16 protein-coding genes are annotated in these 15249 nt (G+C 66.0%); 4 read left to right on the top strand and 12 right to left on the bottom strand.

The window, feature by feature from the left end; all coding sequences use genetic code 11:
• The first annotated feature begins 86 nt into the window (after positions 1 to 86).
• On the top strand, positions 87 to 2126 hold the full coding sequence (locus MAY35_RS05270; protein ID WP_238419765.1) for a hypothetical protein: 2040 nt from the start codon (positions 87 to 89) through the stop codon (positions 2124 to 2126).
• A 125-nt stretch (positions 2127 to 2251) separates the two neighbouring features.
• Here MAY35_RS05270 and MAY35_RS05265 read toward each other — a convergent pair whose 3' ends face one another.
• The 5 genes from MAY35_RS05265 to MAY35_RS05245 all read right to left on the bottom strand — a co-directional run bounded on the left by MAY35_RS05265 (position 2252) and on the right by MAY35_RS05245 (position 5553).
• A complete protein-coding gene (locus MAY35_RS05265; protein ID WP_238419763.1) occupies positions 2252 to 2794 on the bottom strand; it encodes a hypothetical protein in 543 nt (180 codons plus the stop codon).
• A 265-nt stretch (positions 2795 to 3059) separates the two neighbouring features.
• Positions 3060 to 4148, bottom strand: a complete 1089-nt coding sequence (locus MAY35_RS05260; protein WP_238419761.1) for an ATP-binding protein — start codon at positions 4146 to 4148, stop codon at positions 3060 to 3062.
• Between the two features lie 25 nt (positions 4149 to 4173).
• Entirely contained in the window at positions 4174 to 4644 is a 471-nt protein-coding gene (locus tag MAY35_RS05255; protein ID WP_238419758.1) for a GNAT family N-acetyltransferase, read from the bottom strand.
• A 40-nt stretch (positions 4645 to 4684) separates the two neighbouring features.
• A complete protein-coding gene (locus tag MAY35_RS05250; RefSeq protein WP_238419757.1) occupies positions 4685 to 4987 on the bottom strand; it encodes a hypothetical protein in 303 nt (100 codons plus the stop codon).
• Positions 4984 to 5553 (bottom strand): recombinase family protein, encoded by a 570-nt coding sequence (locus MAY35_RS05245; protein ID WP_238419817.1) that lies wholly within the window; start codon positions 5551 to 5553, stop codon positions 4984 to 4986. The genes MAY35_RS05250 and MAY35_RS05245 overlap by 4 nt, the downstream gene beginning before the upstream one ends.
• 308 nt (positions 5554 to 5861) lie before the next feature.
• On the opposite strand from MAY35_RS05245, the gene MAY35_RS05240 reads away from it, so the two are divergent.
• Entirely contained in the window at positions 5862 to 6773 is a 912-nt protein-coding gene (locus tag MAY35_RS05240) for an alpha/beta fold hydrolase (protein ID WP_238419756.1), read from the top strand.
• 47 nt (positions 6774 to 6820) lie between these two features.
• On the opposite strand, the gene MAY35_RS05235 is transcribed toward MAY35_RS05240, so the two are convergent.
• Positions 6821 to 7339 carry a methylated-DNA--[protein]-cysteine S-methyltransferase gene (locus tag MAY35_RS05235; protein WP_238419755.1) on the bottom strand — a complete coding sequence of 173 codons (519 nt, stop codon included), beginning with the start codon at positions 7337 to 7339 and terminating at the stop codon, positions 6821 to 6823.
• A 120-nt stretch (positions 7340 to 7459) separates the two neighbouring features.
• Between MAY35_RS05235 and MAY35_RS05230 the strand changes: the two genes are divergently transcribed.
• Together MAY35_RS05230 and MAY35_RS05225 are read left to right on the top strand one after the other, a co-directional pair.
• A complete protein-coding gene (locus MAY35_RS05230) occupies positions 7460 to 7885 on the top strand; it encodes a nitroreductase family deazaflavin-dependent oxidoreductase (RefSeq protein WP_238419754.1) in 426 nt (141 codons plus the stop codon).
• Between the two features lie 83 nt (positions 7886 to 7968).
• Positions 7969 to 8445 carry a phage tail protein gene (locus MAY35_RS05225; protein WP_238419753.1) on the top strand — a complete coding sequence of 159 codons (477 nt, stop codon included), beginning with the start codon at positions 7969 to 7971 and terminating at the stop codon, positions 8443 to 8445.
• Between the two features lie 33 nt (positions 8446 to 8478).
• Here MAY35_RS05225 and MAY35_RS05220 read toward each other — a convergent pair whose 3' ends face one another.
• The 6 genes from MAY35_RS05220 to MAY35_RS05195 form a co-directional block, all read right to left on the bottom strand.
• On the bottom strand, positions 8479 to 9531 hold the full coding sequence (locus tag MAY35_RS05220) for a fused (3R)-hydroxyacyl-ACP dehydratase subunits HadA/HadB (RefSeq protein WP_238419752.1): 1053 nt from the start codon (positions 9529 to 9531) through the stop codon (positions 8479 to 8481).
• Between the two features lie 74 nt (positions 9532 to 9605).
• The gene (locus tag MAY35_RS05215; RefSeq protein WP_238419751.1) at positions 9606 to 10877 is read right to left on the bottom strand and encodes an oxygenase MpaB family protein; all 1272 of its coding nucleotides are present in this window, start codon (positions 10875 to 10877) and stop codon (positions 9606 to 9608) included.
• 124 nt (positions 10878 to 11001) lie between these two features.
• Complete coding sequence (gene poxB / locus MAY35_RS05210) at positions 11002 to 12738, bottom strand: ubiquinone-dependent pyruvate dehydrogenase (RefSeq protein WP_238419750.1); 1737 nt, start codon at positions 12736 to 12738, stop codon at positions 11002 to 11004.
• Between the two features lie 73 nt (positions 12739 to 12811).
• Positions 12812 to 13432, bottom strand: coding sequence for a GyrI-like domain-containing protein (locus MAY35_RS05205; protein WP_238419748.1), 621 nt, complete (start codon positions 13430 to 13432; stop codon positions 12812 to 12814).
• Between the two features lie 9 nt (positions 13433 to 13441).
• Entirely contained in the window at positions 13442 to 14245 is an 804-nt protein-coding gene (locus MAY35_RS05200; RefSeq protein WP_238419746.1) for an ABC transporter permease, read from the bottom strand.
• Positions 14242 to 15243 carry an ATP-binding cassette domain-containing protein gene (locus MAY35_RS05195; RefSeq protein ID WP_238419745.1) on the bottom strand — a complete coding sequence of 334 codons (1002 nt, stop codon included), beginning with the start codon at positions 15241 to 15243 and terminating at the stop codon, positions 14242 to 14244. Before MAY35_RS05195 ends, MAY35_RS05200 begins: the two co-directional genes overlap by 4 nt.
• Positions 15244 to 15249: the final 6 nt, after the last annotated feature.

The raw sequence follows: 15249 nt of genomic DNA, 5'->3' as shown, positions 1-15249 counted from the left end.
TCACGATTCTGGCGACGCTTCGCGAAGAGTTCACCGACCGACCGGATCTACGATCCGTCCTCGTCAGCGCCTCTCGTTCTCGCGGAGTGCAGCGCATCGATCTCGGCGCATTCGACCTCGCTCAGGTCGCAGACCTCGTCGAGACGTCGGGATCTCCGCACGATCCGGTGGTGTTGTACGAACGTACCGGTGGTCTGCCGTTCTTCGTCTCATCGCTCCTGACTGCGTATGAACTCGACACCGAGCATCTCCCGTCGTCGGTCGCGGAGTCGGTTGCGGATCGGGTCCGACTTCTCGGTCCCGTCGCGAAGGAGTTGCTGACACTCGGCGTTGTCGCCGGTTTATTGATTCCGCGCAGCGTGTTGCGCGCGGCAGCAAGCAATGTCGACGACGAGATGTTCGCAGCGTCGCTTGACGAGCTCAGCCGTGCTCGACTGATCACGCAGTATGACGCACGCAACGAGGTGGCGATCCGCCATGCTCTGGTGCGAGACGCCGTCTACTATGGAATGACGGATGGTTCTCGCGCACAGAATCATTCACGCGTCGCTCGCGCGTTCGAAGAGTACGGACTGGGCCACGAGCCGGACGGTTACGCACGGTTGGCCTATCATCTGAGCCGAGGATTGGACGCCGACAGATCCCGCGCGGTCGACTATTCGATCCGCGCCGGTAGTGCCGCCTTCGCGATCGGCGCCTACGAAGACGCAGTGCGTCTGTTTCAGGCCGCTGCCGATCGTCTCACTCCCAGAGGAGACTCGACGCAGCGATGCCGGCTACTGATCGACTTGGGCCGAGCCCAACGCCAGGCCCGTGACCCGGAGTTTCGTCCCACTCTGCTCGAGGCCGCGCGTATGTCCCACCGTCTCGGCGACATCGACCTCCAGATCGCCGCAACACTCGCCAACAACATGCACGGCATCCTCTACGTCCAGATATTCGCCGACCACGAACGTATCGACAGCCTCTACAGGGCTCTGCGCACCCTCGAAAGCAGCGGACGGATCGACAGCTCGGCGACCGCACGAGTGCTGGCGCAACTGGCCGTCGAGCTGATGTGGGCCGCTGACCATCACGTCCGGCGTGATCTGCTGCTGAGGGCCATCGAGATAGCCCGCGCGACCGGTGACGCCGCGGCGCTGAGGGAGGTCCATCTCGCCGTACTCGTGGCACTGCGTACACCGCACATGGCGGATCTTCACCACTCCAGCTACCTCGAGCTGGTACAGATTCTCGACGCGTCGCCTGGGCGGACCCAAGAACCTCTTGCTGCTTTGTGGATGGCACGCACCCAGATCGAAGTGGGTGAGTTGGCTCGTGCCAGGCGCACCATCGGCGCGGTGTCGCCGGCGCACACGAGTCGGGACGCGGAATTGGCATGGCTGGTATCGAGTACCCGATTCGGGGTCGAGCTGGCCACGGGACGGCTCGAACTGTGTGAACGCGATCTAGTGGCTCTGACCGCCATTCCCGTGTATCCGCTGGAAACGTATTCCTTCGGTCGAATGCTCGCTTTCGTCTGCGGATTGCGGGCCCTTCGCGGCGACATGCGCGAGATCGTCGATGCAGCGGATGATCTGAGCGCGCGCTTTGACGTCGTGAGTTCGTATCGACCAATTCTTGCGTTGGCGTATGCCGATATCGGCAATATCGAGGCCGCGGCTCAACTTCTCAACTGGTACGACCGTCCACGGGTCGAGGCAATTGAGGTCGATCACGCCTGGCCAAGCGCGATGGGAGTTCTCGCGCGCGCTGCGGCCAGCATCGGGAACACCGTCGTCTGCAAGGCCGTCTACGACCTCTTGCGGCCACATGCTGACATCACGGTGAGCGCCGTGTCGATCGTGTACGGAGTGACGCATCACCATCTGGCGCATTTGTCGATCGCGCTGGGCGAGTACGAGCGTGCGCAGCTCCATCTCGACGATGCACTGACCGCGCATCGTACTCGCGGTTACGCCGGTTGGTACGCCGAAAGCCTCTATCTGGCAGCATTACTGGCAACGAAGGTCGCTCCTTCTGCATCGAAGGAGCTGATCGACGAAGCTCGCCGTGCCGCGGTCGACACCGGTGCCACTGCGGTCACTCGACGCCTGGACATGCTCAGCAGTGTCGACGACCGGTGACAACGTTCTCCGTCCATCTCGATGGGGCGCCTGGTGGTCAGCACCTTCTCAACGACGCCGGGTGAATCGGTTCGGTACCGCCCACCGAACGGCCACCCGACGCTGCGCGTCTCGCCCCTACGAGATCACTTCGAGTATGTGACGGTGTCGCCGTCCGCCGAGCACTGCAACGGGATGAGGTCATCGACAGGGGTGGTCGCGGGAAGAGGTGCACACGCAACGGTGCCGGTGCCGTCGGACCGCATCCGGACGTAGAAGTACCCCGCGCGGAAGTCTTTGCCGGACAGCAAGATTCCCAGCGTTCTACTTCCAGACGTTGCACCGCGGCAGCGCCCACCGTCCTGAAAGACACTGAACGCGAGCTCTGTTCTCCCATGCCGCATGGGGTCGGACTCGACGTCGCCGACCTCAACACAAGTGCGGTCACCACCGACGAGGAACGACGAGGGATACTCCCGCACCTGGCCGGTGTACCGGACACTGACTGTGTACTCGTCGTCCGGGCCGGCCATAGGTGGCGCTGAGGATCCGAGATCGAGCTGATCGAGGATGTCGTCCAGTGGAGATGCCGTGGCCATGGGCGCGCTCGCGAGCGCGAGTGCCAACGCTGTCGTCGACAGCAGGACGGTAGCGCCTCGCAGACGGCGGCGGAGGCCGTGGTCGTTCATCTCGACTCGATTCGTTGGTTCGGTGTAGGGATCGTGTTGTCTCGGTCCTCGAGCGAAGCGCGCGACAGTGCGTTGTAGTTCACGGTGACGCGCACTGCCAGTCGAACCCGCAGGCACCGCGGGTCCAGTGCCCCGGGTGTGGGAAGCGCAGCTCTCGCTGAGGATCGAACCGGGACCGGTAAAGTCATGGGAACAGACCGGTGCAACTATTCTGCAATCGACCTAGCGGGCGGTTGGACGATGCCGGGCTGACCATCGGGCGAACCTACAAGCCGAGCGGCACCGCGACGTCCGCACCGCCTTCTTCGGTGATGCGAGTGCCCATGTGGGTGTGCGTGGGCTCCCGGATGAACCCGCCGGCGAAGAGCGCCTCACCCTGCCGGAATTCGGGGGACTGCGCAAGCATGTGGTCGGGGACGAACCCGAAGGTGTCGGCCAACTCGGCCAGGTCGCGCGGTGCGTTCATCCGCATCAGACACAGGTTGTCGCACTGGGACAGGACATTCGGGTGGATCTTCGTCGGTCGCTGCGTCGACAACAGAAGCCAGAGACCGAATTTGCGGCCTTCGGCGGCGATCTGGACGACGCGGTCGATGAGGAGTTGCTCCACCGCGCTCGTGGCCGTCGGTGGGCAGATGTTGTGGGCCTCGTCGATCACGATGAGAATCGGCCGACGTTCGTCACGGTGGGCCCACAGATGTTCGAGCACGCTGAGGGCAGCGACCTTCGGTTCGGCTGGGTGGGCGAACCCCCCGAGGTCGAGCACGGTGGCCTGCGGTCGCTCGTCGATGACATCGGTGGCCGCGACGTCCCCGCGCGCCCACAGGTCCCAATCGAGGACCTGCAGGTTCTCGATGCGTCGAGCCAACTGTTGATGGCCGGGATTGTCGGATGCGCGCAACGCGGTGATGTAGGTGGCCTGGTCGACGGCGTCGGTGAGCGTGGCGTCGGCGTGCAGCAGGACGTTGTACTCGTCGGCATCGGCGATCGGATCCAGCTGCAGGACTGCGGCCTTGGACGTCAGGGGCAGGGAGAGGAACCGAGTCCGCAGCTGTGGCTGATCACGCCTCGTGGAGTGCAGGACCCGGATGTCGGATGATGCGATCGCGTCGGCCGCCCCGGTATCGCTGGTGCCACGCGTTTCGTGTAGCCGGGTGAAGTCGGCGTTCGGGTCGAGGATCAGCATCGGGAGTCGGGTGTGAAGCAGCAGCTGTTCGAGGACCACCCCGAGGGCGTATGTCTTCCCCGACCCGCTCTGGCCGCACCAGAAGGTGTGGCGGTTGAACTTCTCCGCGGAGAGGTGCACGTTGTTGGTCGCGTCGTCGCGATGGCTTCCCACAGTCAGCTGAACCACGTGTGTACCCTACGGCGCCGGAGGCTCAGGCACCGATCTCTTTGCGTAAGACGAAGGAGCGGTCACCGGTTTCGGGGTCGCGAAGCGGAAACCCATGACGTGCGTAGAAGCGGTGCGCGTCGACGTCGGGTTCGTCGACCTCGATCTCGAACTCCCCGGCGCCCCGCCGTGTTGCCTCCTCGACGGCCGCGGTGAGAACCGCACTGCCCAGTCCACGGCTGCGTTCCGCTGGAACCGTGTACATCTCGTCGAGAAGTGCGATACCGCCGTCGAGCCACACATTGGTGCGGATGGTGACCAGCCCCAGCGAGACGATCGGGTTCCCGGCCACCACGGCGAATGTCGCGGCTCTGCCCAGCAATTCGGTCAGTCGCCGCTCCAGCGCAGCCGGGCCAGGGGATGGTTCGTCGTACTCGCGATTGAACGCATCGAGCAACTCGGCCAGGCGCGCGGAATCGTCCGGTGTTGCAAGCCGAACATCGTTGTGGGCGTTCACACTCCCACGGTAGCGGCCACTCAGGAGTCGAGAGGTGGCGTCAGATGGACCCGTGCCGCACATACCCGTACAGCGCCGCGCGATAACCGCGTGTGTAACTCGGTTCCTCGTCGTCGGGATCGGGCGGGCATGCGAGGACCGATGATGCCAATTGTCGAGCCCACGGCGCCGGAAGTGCACAGAGCTCTGCCTCCGCGTCGACGAAACCCTTCTGGAACAGGTCGGGATCGAGGTGGGCGTCGAGGTCGGCGTCGTAGATGGGGAACGACGTGGGCAGCCGCGTGACGACGCCGTATTCGGTGACGATGTCGAGTTCGGGCAGGTCTGAGTCTGGATTTTTCATCGGACCGAACGCCTTTCGGCGAGGGTGCGGTAGAGCGTCGCCCGACTGACCCCGAGTTCCTGCGCGATCCGCGGCACGGATTCCCCGCGGGCGCGCATCTGCTCGGCGCGTGCGATCTGTTCGGCGTCAAGCGCCCGAGGGCGGCCGATCGTTCGTGCCGAACTGCCGCGTGCGACGCGGCGCGAGAGTGTCTGTGGGCCGGGTGCGTCGTCGAGCCCCGCGAACGACGCCAGGACGGCGACGATCATCGCGCCCGCGGGATCGTCGGTGTCGATGCCTTCGCGCAGGGATCGGAGGCCGATCCGCCGGCCGGTGAGTTCATTCGCGATCGCCATCACCTCGTGTGGGGTCGTACCCAGGCGGTCGATCCCCACGACCACGGTCGTGTCTCCGGCTCGCGCGTAGTCGAGAAGCGCCGTCATTCCCGGGCGGTGGTCACCCACCCGGTGCCGGTCGCCCGCGTCTGTGTAGATGCGCGCAGGGTCAACGCCCGCATCGGTGAGCGCATCGATCTGGGGGAGGAGCGCTTGGGTGCCGGGGGTCTCGCGGGCGTAGCCCAGAGTCATGCCCGGCGGCCCGTCCGTCGTTCCGTCTGTCACCGGAGCAGCGTATCTCAAAAGTATTGCGAGAGGTTTCGCGACGCGCTGATATTTCGAGACGGTCGGATGAAATCGCCATGATTTCGCGACCTGAGCGCGAAAGTCGTTCTCTAAAGTCGCAAAAGTGTCTCAAAGAGTTTCGAGAGGCCCTACAGCCGGTTCCGGCGCGAATGGGTGGTGTGGTCGAACGCGCGCCGTGTTCCGCGCAAGTGCTCCACGTCCGGGCGCATGGGGCTACCCTCGCACCACCGTCGCCGCACCCTGGAGGTCTGCACATGGGACTCGACCGCACCGACATCGCGCCCGCGGAACCTTCGATCGCGCACACCCCGGCCGGACCGATCGAGTACGTGGACGTCGGCACCGGTCCTGCCGTGGTGTTCCTGCACGGTTCGCCCGGGGGATACGACCAGGGCGCCCTGATGGCGCGTTTCCTCGGTGGGTCGCACCGGGTGATCGCGATGTCGCGGCCGGGGTATCTCGGTACGCCGCTGGGTCCTGGCACCCGGACGCCCGCGCAACAGGCCGGGCTCGTCGATGCACTTCTCACCGAGCTGGGGATCGAGCGGTTCGCGGTGATGTGCTGGTCGGGCGGCGGTCCCGCCGCCTATACGTTGGCTGCCGCCGCGGGGGACCGGTTGGCGGCGATGGTGGCAGTCGCGGCGGTGAGCACCCGGTTCGATCCGCGGAGCACGCTGCGCGGGAGGCTCGAACTGTCCGAAGAGATGTTGCTGTTCACCCGCGTCGGGCAATGGCTGGCCACGACGTTGGCGGCCAAGGCGCCGTCCACCGCGATCTCCACGCTGCTCTCCGGGGAAGGTGACCTCTCACGGGCGCAGATCCGTGCCCTGACCGACGAGATCGTCGCCGACGACGATCAGCACGCCCTCGTCACGGACCTGTTCGGTACGGTGTCCGGCGATCGAAAAGCAGGCTTCGACAACGACTTCGACCAGTTCCGCGATCTCGATCTGCCATTGGGGAACATCATCGCGCCGGTCCTGGCGATCCACGCGCGCACCGACGCCGACGTCCCGTACGAACAGAGTCGCATCGCCGTCGATCAAGCGCCCGACGCACGTCTGGAGACCGTCGACACGGGCACCCACCTCTCGGTATGGCTCGGTCCCGACGCTGCACGATTGCAGTCGCTGATCGGCGAGCATCTGGCTTCTTCGCCCCGATGATCCGATGTCTGCGGAACCTCCGCACGGGGGCGCCGGGCCTCGACCGTTCAGAAGAGCGTCGGCGGCAGGGCACCCTCGAACTCGAGCAGCCACCGTTTGGTCGAGAGTCCCTGACCGTGGGCGCCACCCGAGTAGCCGCCGAGGCCGTCGCCGGCGACGACTCGATGGCAGGGGATCACCAGCGGGACCGGGTTGCAACCCATGATCGTCCCCACGCCGCGTGCCGACATCCGGGTGCCGCTCAATGCCGCGAGTTCGCCGTAGGTGATCGTCTGGCCGTGCGCGACCTCGCGCTGCAGGGCCGTCAGGACAGCGCGCGCCGCGCCGGATAGCCGGTCGAGACAGACGGGTAGGTCGAACTCGATCAGTGAACCGCCGAAATAGGCGCGTAGCTGCCGAATCGCCTCGGTGAGAACAGGATCGGAGGCAGCTTCGGTGTGCGGCGACGAACCGTCCTGCCAGGAGATGCCCACCACGGCCAGACCGTCGGAGTCGACGGCGATCACGCCGACCGGTGTCGCGAGAAGGGCCCGCGACGCGGTGACGGGCGATGGCGAGGAGGTCATCGGACAGCCTGTTCTTTCCTGTGGTGCGGACACCATAACCACACCCTCGGACGCTTGTGCACAACACTGGGCGGGACAGAGGGCGGAATAAACAACGATCTCGCGGTGTTGGAGGCCAGCATGAGTGCTAACGCAGAATTGAGTCCCGAAGGCTGGGTCCGCGAGCAGACCGAGAAGATTCTCGAGCAGGGCACCACCGACGGCGTGACGGTGATGGATCGCCCGATCGTCCTGTTCACCACCACGGGCGCCAAGTCCGGCAAGAAGCGCTACGTACCCCTCATGCGCGTCGAGGAAAACGGCAAGTACCTCATGGTCGCCTCGAAGGGCGGCGCACCCGAGCACCCGGCGTGGTACCACAACGTGAAAGCAAACCCGCAGGTCACCGCGCAGGATGGCACCGAGGTGAAAGAACTGACGGCCCGCGAGCTGAGCGACGGTGACGAGCGCGACCACTGGTGGGAGCTCGCAGTCGCAGCCTTCCCGCCCTATGCGGAGTACCAGACGAAGACCGATCGACAGATCCCCGTGTTCGTCCTGGAGTGACCGTACGCAGGACCCTCAAAGCCCCCGATCGACGAGGTCGGGGGCTTTAGTCTGGAACGAGCGCCTTCCCGAGGAGTGTGAGCATGGGTCACGTCATCGATTTCAAGGATGTCTCCACGGAGGGACTCGAAGCCTCACCGGTGGCAGATGCGCTCGCCGGGTTGCGTGCGAACGAGGCCAGGTATTACAAGACGAAATTCGGCCACGACTTCACCGTCGTTCCGGCCGCCGATGCACCCGATGTGCTGGCGCGCGTCGAACGGATTCTGGCCACCGAGCGTTACATCACCATCGACTCGCCCGCACTCGAGGTCAGCGACTTCGAGGTCGGTGACCCCGACGCGCGGGTGCACATGTCCTATGTGTTCTACGAGTCCGGTCTGGCCGTCAACGTGATGTGGGGTTACGATCCGTCCGGAAAACGCGCCGTCGGCTTCAAATTGTCCGACGGCATGGAGGTGCCGGCCGAACTCGAGACGAAGTTCAAGTTCGCTCGTCAGAAGTCGAAACTCGCCGGCGTCATCCGCGGCTCCTACTTCGTGATCAAAGGCGAGTACTGACATCCGCCGCCCATCTGGGTTCCGTCAGTGGGGCTAGGAGAACCGGATGTTCATCGTGGCCAGCCCGAAGACCTTGCGGCCACCCGACTTGGCGACGATGATGACCACGCCCGAGCGCGTCTCGGGATCCAGCGACTTGATCCGTCCGCTGAACTCGATGTGCCCGCCGTCGGCCGCCGACACCGGCACCGTCTGCGACAAGCGCACCGAGTAGCGGGTCACGGCTCCCGGATCGCCCGACCACGACGCCACGAACGCCGCGCCCAGCCCCATCGTGAGCATGCCGTGGGCGATCACGTCGGGCAGGCCGGCCAGCTTGGCGACCGACTCGTCCCAGTGGATCGGGTTCGCGTCGCCGGCCACACCGCCGTAGTTGACGAGATCGCCACGGGACAGCCGCGCATTGTGCAGCGGCAGCTCGTCTCCGACCGACAACTCGTCGAATGAACGGGCACCCGAGGGTCGGCCCGCGTCGTCGGCGATACGGATCTCGCCCTCGGGGCGCACCGTTTTCACGTAGAGATCCGCGGCCTCGTCGTGACTGAAGATGTTGACGTCGTGCATCATCACCTTGCGCACGGCGGGACCGAGTTCCGGGTCCACCTCGTCGGAGGTGACGCCGACGACGGTGGTGTGCATGGTGTGCACACGTTCGCCCGCGGCATCGGTCATGGTGTTCGTCACCGTCACCAGTTCACGACCCGCGACTTTGCGGACGCTCGACAGCTCCACATCGGTGACGAGTTGATCACCCGCGACGATGGGCCGGTGCTGTTCGAAGACCTGCTCGGTCTGGACGTAGGTGTCGTAGCCGACGATGACCGACTCGAACAGATCGCGGTTGGCGGCCATCGCCGGGATGGAGGTGAATGTCAACGGCGCAACGAGTCCGGAAAAGCCAAGTGCGGCAGCGGCTTCGGGCTCCCAATGAGCCGGATGGTAGTCCTGCACCGCGCGTGCGTATTCACGGATCTTCTCTCGGCCGACGTGATAGCTGTCGTCGAGGCGGTAATAGTGGCCGACGCGGGACTCGAGCCCCGGGGCGTCATCGGACACGGTCGGGGCACTGGTGGGAGTCTGGGTCATTCCGACCACGCTAATGGTGCGTGCGAGCGAGTCAAACTCGGGAGTAACTTTCCGGCGGTCGGCGTCCGGCCACCTCAGCGTCGCAGGCCCTTGCCGTGGGCGTATTCCGCGGGCCGTCCTGATGTCTGCCAGTCGTGCCAATTCTCCCGATGCCGGCACATGAGTTGTTCGTGGATACGGCGGAAGGCGGGGGAGATGCGGCGCAAGGTCTCGCTGAGCACCACGACCGGCATCCGGAGCAGGACGAGCGCGATGCCCGGGACGGGGTTGGGCAAGTCGTAACGCAGACGGGTGGTCGGCATCATGTAGATGCTGGAGTAGGCCGCGTACATCATCGCGTTGTACTTGCCCCGCAGTCGTTTGAGTCCCGTCGCGGACTCGTCGGCAAAGGCCGCGGGGAACGACTCGATCAGTTCGGCTCCGTCGGCACCCGCGTCGTAGCTGCGGGTGGCCCCCACGAACGCCAGCAATCGCAGTGAATCGGCGATCGTCTCGGGATACCACTGGGTGCGCACGCCGAGAAGATGTCCCAGATACCGCTGGTAGTGCAACAGCACCCGAATCTCGCGAGGTGTGGTCTGGACGCCGGTCAGCCAGAGCGCCATCGCCGGGACGACGCTGCCGCCCAACAGGGTGAGCAGCTGATACGACTGGCTGATCGGGTCGCCCCAGCGTTGCCGATCCCATTCCGGGTGCTCGGCAACGGTGCGACGGACCCAAACGTGCATGACGCGCACTCGCATCGCCGTCGCCCGGCCGTCGGACCCCGGCGTCAGCAGCGCATCGGGCTGCGACACGTCGATCCAGAAGCGTGCTGTCTCCAGGAATCTGCGCAGTGCGTTGTCGCCCGCGTATCCGCCTGCCAGCGACAGCGGTTTCGCGACGGCGGACTCGGTGTACATCTCGAGGGTGATCCCGCCGGCCACGCTGAACAGGCCCGTTCCCCAGCGTCGCCAGATCGCCTCGCCTTCTGCGATCAGCGCTGGGTCGACCCAGTCGGGCACCGTCTCGAACTCCTCGAAGAGTTCGACGAGCGCGGCCGGTGGATCGGGGATGCTGTCGAGGCCGTCCGTGAGGGCTTTGTCGAGGAGGGCTCGCGCTGCGTCGCCGCCGAGGGTTCCGTAGACCTCGTCGACGAACCGCTCGGCCACGGGATCGGTACGGAACATGTCCTCGGCAAAGGTCCGCAGATGGTGCGGCTCGGGAAACAGGTCCTTGCCGCTGACCTTGCGTACCAGCGTTCGCAACCGCGTCAGACGTCGGTTGTCGATGGCGGAGCGGTAGGTCACGGCGGTGGGAAAGACCGGTGCATCGGCGTCGACGACGGTCTGCGAAAACGTGGACAAGGCACTCCCAGCAGGTGAGACGAATCTCCTCATGTGTATCACTGGGTGGTCTGTTCGCGCACGTCTACTGCCTACTCCGTCGACGCCGATGCAAAGGACGGTCGGTTCACCGTCCGGTGGTAGGTCAGTCGAACAACCGGCGGAACACGTTGGTCTCGGCGAGATCGATCAGCTCGTCACCGCGACCGGACAGCACCGTGCGCAGGGCATACAGGGTGAAACCCTTCGCCTGGGCGGCGGTGATCGCGGGCGGGATGGACAGTTCCTGCCGTGCCGTCACGACGTCGAGCAGGGCCGGGCCGTCGTGGGCGAGGAACTCCTCGACCGCCCCGGCGAGATCGTCCGGTTGTTCGACTCGTCGCCCGTGTATGCCCACCGCTTCGGCGAGGGCGGCGAAATCGGGGTTCTCCAGATCGGTGCCGTAGTTGACGAACCCGGCCGCCTTCATCTCGACCTCGACGAAGTTCAGCGACGAGTTGTCGAAGACGACGATCTTGATCGGGAGGTCGTTCTGCGTGATGGTGAGCAGCTCACCCAGAAGCATCGCCAGCCCGCCGTCACCCGCGAGGGCGATGACCTGGCGGTCCGGGAACGCGGTCTGCGCACCGACCGCCTGCGAGACCGCGTTCGCCATCGACCCGTGGGTGAACGACCCGATGAGACGGCGGGCGCCGTTCATGTGGAGATACCGCGCCGCCCACACCACCGGTGATCCGACGTCGGGGATGAAGACGGCGTCGTCGGCGGCCTTTTCGCTGAGCAGGCGCGTGAGATACTGCGGATGGATCGGTGCCCGGTTCCGGTCGTTGTCGGCGAGCTCGTCGAGACGGCGCCGCGCCTTGACGTAGTGCTGCAACGACGTGGACAGGTGAGCGGAATCGCGATCGTCGTCGAGGAGTGGCAGCAGTGCGCGCACGGTGTCCCCGACATCGCCCACCAGCGGAAGGTCGACGGGGCAGCGACGGCCGATCTGTTCACCACGGATGTCGACCTGGATGATCGTCGCCTTCGACGGATAGAACTGCTCGTACGGGAAGTCGGTGCCGAGCATGAGCAGCGTGTCGCACTTCTCGATCGCCCGATACCCCGACGAGAAGCCGAGCAGCCCGGTCATCCCGACGTCATAGGGGTTGTCGTACTCGATGAACTCCTTGCCGCGCAGGGCGTGCACGATCGGGGCCTGCAACACGCGGGCGAGGTCGACGACCTCGTCGTGGGCGCCCTCGACACCGGCGCCGGCGAGGATGGTCACCTTGTCGGCGGCGTTGAGAGTGGCGGCGGCGCGGTTCATCTCGGAGTCGGTGGGGCGGGTCACGCGCGGGGTCCGGCGGATCGGTGCACCCGCTCGCCGAGGCGGGCACGGGGCGAGGAATGTCTCGCCGGGGATCACGAGGACCGCGACATCCCGGCGTTCGACGGCTGTTCGCAGGGCGATGTCGAGGAGACGCGGCATCTGGTCGGGTGTGCTGACCATCTCGCAATAAGCGCTGCACTCTCGGAACAACTGCTCGGGATGGGTCTCCTGGAAGTAGCCGGTGCCGATCTCGGTCGCGGGTATGTGTGCCGCGATGGCCAGCACCGGTACACGGCTGCGGTGAGCGTCGAACAGGCCGTTGATCAAGTGCAGGTTTCCCGGCCCGCAGCTGCCGACGCACACGGCGAGTTCGCCGGTGAGCGCCGCTTCCGCGGAGGCGGCGAACGCGGCCGACTCCTCGTGCCGGACGTGCCGCCACGAGATGGCCTCGGTGCGCCGGATGGCGTCGGTGAATCCGTTGAGCGAATCGCCCGGGAGGCCGTGGACGCGAAGGACTCCCGCACGTTCGAGTTCCTGGACAATTCTCTCTGCGACGGTCGTCGACATGACACTCCGTTCGGTCGGGTCCGTGTGCCCCGACTATAGGCGCGACCCGACGCACGTGAGTGCGCCGAAAGGCTCAGTCCCGCTGCACCGGTTGACGGAGGAGAGTGCGCAGTCTGTCCGGCGCGACCTTGCGGAAGTCGCTGAAGTAGATCTCGTGATGGTGCCCGGACATCCGTAAACCGTTGTCCGGGATGAACGTCTCGTGCATCTCGGCCAGGACGGGTCCCTCGTCGTCGAACGAGCCGTGGTGGAGCGTCTGGACGCAGAGCCCCTCGGCGAGCTCGCCCACGCGGAGCTCGTCGAGGCGGGGCGCCGGTTTCTTCGACCGGACCTCGTCGACCGCGGCGGTGGTCATCGACTCGTCGAGCCATTCGGGGACCATCAGCATGAGGGTCCACCGCCACCGGCCCTTGTCGCGTGCGCCGGTGAAAGCGCTCATGTCGTCCGCCCACCACAGGCCCTCGAGGGGCGGGACGACGTAGTCGCGCCCGAGCTCCCGGCGGCTCGCGAACTTCAGCGTGTAGGCCACCGGATACAGCGTCTCGATCGCTGCGGCGAACTCGGACGACGAATTGGGGTCGCCCGCGCCGTCGATCATCAGATAGCGCATCGCCGGTACGTCGACGATCCGGAACACGCCGCGGCGTGCTCGGTATGCGTCCAGCGACTTCTTGAAGTCGACCTTGTCGAGCACGGGAACACCCTAACCGGGCATGCGCCGACGTTCATAGGTGCGCAGCGCCAGAAGATATGCCGCACCGCCGATGCCGGCACTCCACGCGATCGAGGCGAGCACACTCGACGCCGACAACGGCGCGCCGGTCAGGGTGCCGCGCAGCACCTCGATCACCGGAGTGAAGGGCTGGTGCTCCGCGAACTGTCGCAATCCGGGCGGGAGCGAGTCCGCGGGGACGAAACCCGTACTGAGGAACGGGAGGAGGGTCAGGAACATCGGGGTGTTGCTGGCAGTCTCGACGCTCTGTGCCGCCAGGCCGAGATAGACCGACAGCCAGATCAGCGCGGTGGCGAACAGCACGACGACGCCGACGGCGCACACCCAGTCCACCGCATCGGCCGAGGGCCGGAAGCCGATCGCGACCGCCACTGCGACGACGACGGCGATGCTGAACAGCGCCTGCACGAGACTGGCGAGGACATGTCCGACGAGGACCGCCGACCGGCTGATGTCCATGGTCCGGAACCGGTTGATGATGCCCGACGTCATGTCCATCGCGACCACGATCGCGGTGCCCTGGACCGCCGATGCGACGGTGACGAGCACGATTCCGGGCACCACGTAGTCGAGGTAGGCCGCCCGGCCGGTTCCGCCTGCGGGTGTCACCATGCCCGCGCCCAGCTGGCCGCCGAACACGAAGACGAACAGCAGCAGGAACACGACCGGCAGGCCGACCAGCATCACGGTGAGCACCGGGAACCGGATGAGCCGACGGACATTGCGCCGCACCATGACCCGAGAGTCCGACACCGCGCGGGTCAGGGCGGTCATCGGGTGTCCTCGCCCTCGGTGGGATCGGTGCGATCGGCCGGGGCGCTGCGCGCGGCGTCGCCGGTGAGGGCGAAGAACACGTCGTCGAGGGTGGGGGTGTGGACGCCGACGTCGGTGACCGCGACGCCGGCGGCGTCGAGGCGATTCAGTACGGTCCGCATCGTGGTGGCCGTGTCGTCGGTCGCGAGGTCGAGCCTCCGGAATTCGGTGACGGGCCGGGCGTTCGGCAGGAGGTCGCGTGCGGCGTCGAAGGACTCGGTGTCGGCGAAGGTGAGCCGCACCTCCGAATCGTGTACCCGTTTCTTCAGTTCGGCGGCGGTCCCCTCGGCGACGATGGTTCCGCGGTCGAGCACGGCGATGCGATCGGCCAACTGGTCGGCCTCCTCGAGGTACTGCGTGGTGAGCAGGACGGTGACGCCCTCGGCGGCGAGCCGAGAGATCATGTCCCACAACACGCGACGGCTGCGCGGGTCGAGTCCGGTGGTGGGTTCGTCCAGGAAGATCACGCGCGGCGTCGAGATGAGCGTCATCGCGAGGTCGAGTCGGCGTCGCATCCCGCCGGAGTATGTCGACACCAGACGGTCGGCGGCATCGGTGAGGTCGAACTGTTCGAGCAGCTCATCGGCTCGGGCGCGACCGTGTCGGCGTTCGAGGTGCCGCAACCCGGCCATCAGTGCGAGGTTCTCCCGGCCGCTGAACAACTCGTCGATGGCGACGGACTGACCGGTCACGCCGATCATCGACCGCACCGCACGTGTTTGCATGACCGTGTCGAAGCCGCCGATGGTGACCGAACCGGAGTCGGCGGGGAACAGGGTCGAGGCGATGCTGACGGTCGTGGTCTTGCCGGAACCGTTCGGCCCGAGCAGGGCGGTCACCCCGCCGGCCTGGACGTGCAGGTCGATGCCGTCGAGCACACGATGTGTGCCATAGCTTTTCGTGAGCCCGCGGATCTCGATGTCGGCCGGAACGACCTCCGACCCCAGTGCGTCAGCCATCGAGTC

It is taken from the genome of Gordonia sp. 'Campus', from assembly GCF_022206305.1.
Lineage (GTDB): Bacteria > Actinomycetota > Actinomycetes > Mycobacteriales > Mycobacteriaceae > Gordonia.
This window is presented reverse-complemented; position numbering and strand designations above follow the sequence as displayed.

Coding starts and splice junctions, on each gene's coding strand:
- MAY35_RS05265 (WP_238419763.1), bottom strand. CDS start 2,794: ATGAACGACCACGGCCTCCGCCGCCGTCTGCGAGGCGCTACCGTCCTG.
- MAY35_RS05250 (WP_238419757.1), bottom strand. CDS start 4,987: ATGAAAAATCCAGACTCAGACCTGCCCGAACTCGACATCGTCACCGAA.
- MAY35_RS05245 (WP_238419817.1), bottom strand. CDS start 5,553: ATGACTCTGGGCTACGCCCGCGAGACCCCCGGCACCCAAGCGCTCCTC.
- MAY35_RS05240 (WP_238419756.1), top strand. CDS start 5,862: ATGGGACTCGACCGCACCGACATCGCGCCCGCGGAACCTTCGATCGCG.
- MAY35_RS05235 (WP_238419755.1), bottom strand. CDS start 7,339: ATGACCTCCTCGCCATCGCCCGTCACCGCGTCGCGGGCCCTTCTCGCG.
- MAY35_RS05230 (WP_238419754.1), top strand. CDS start 7,460: ATGAGTGCTAACGCAGAATTGAGTCCCGAAGGCTGGGTCCGCGAGCAG.
- MAY35_RS05225 (WP_238419753.1), top strand. CDS start 7,969: ATGGGTCACGTCATCGATTTCAAGGATGTCTCCACGGAGGGACTCGAA.
- MAY35_RS05220 (WP_238419752.1), bottom strand. CDS start 9,531: ATGACCCAGACTCCCACCAGTGCCCCGACCGTGTCCGATGACGCCCCG.
- poxB (WP_238419750.1), bottom strand. CDS start 12,738: ATGTCGACGACCGTCGCAGAGAGAATTGTCCAGGAACTCGAACGTGCG.
- MAY35_RS05200 (WP_238419746.1), bottom strand. CDS start 14,245: ATGACCGCCCTGACCCGCGCGGTGTCGGACTCTCGGGTCATGGTGCGG.
- MAY35_RS05195 (WP_238419745.1), bottom strand. CDS start 15,243: ATGGCTGACGCACTGGGGTCGGAGGTCGTTCCGGCCGACATCGAGATC.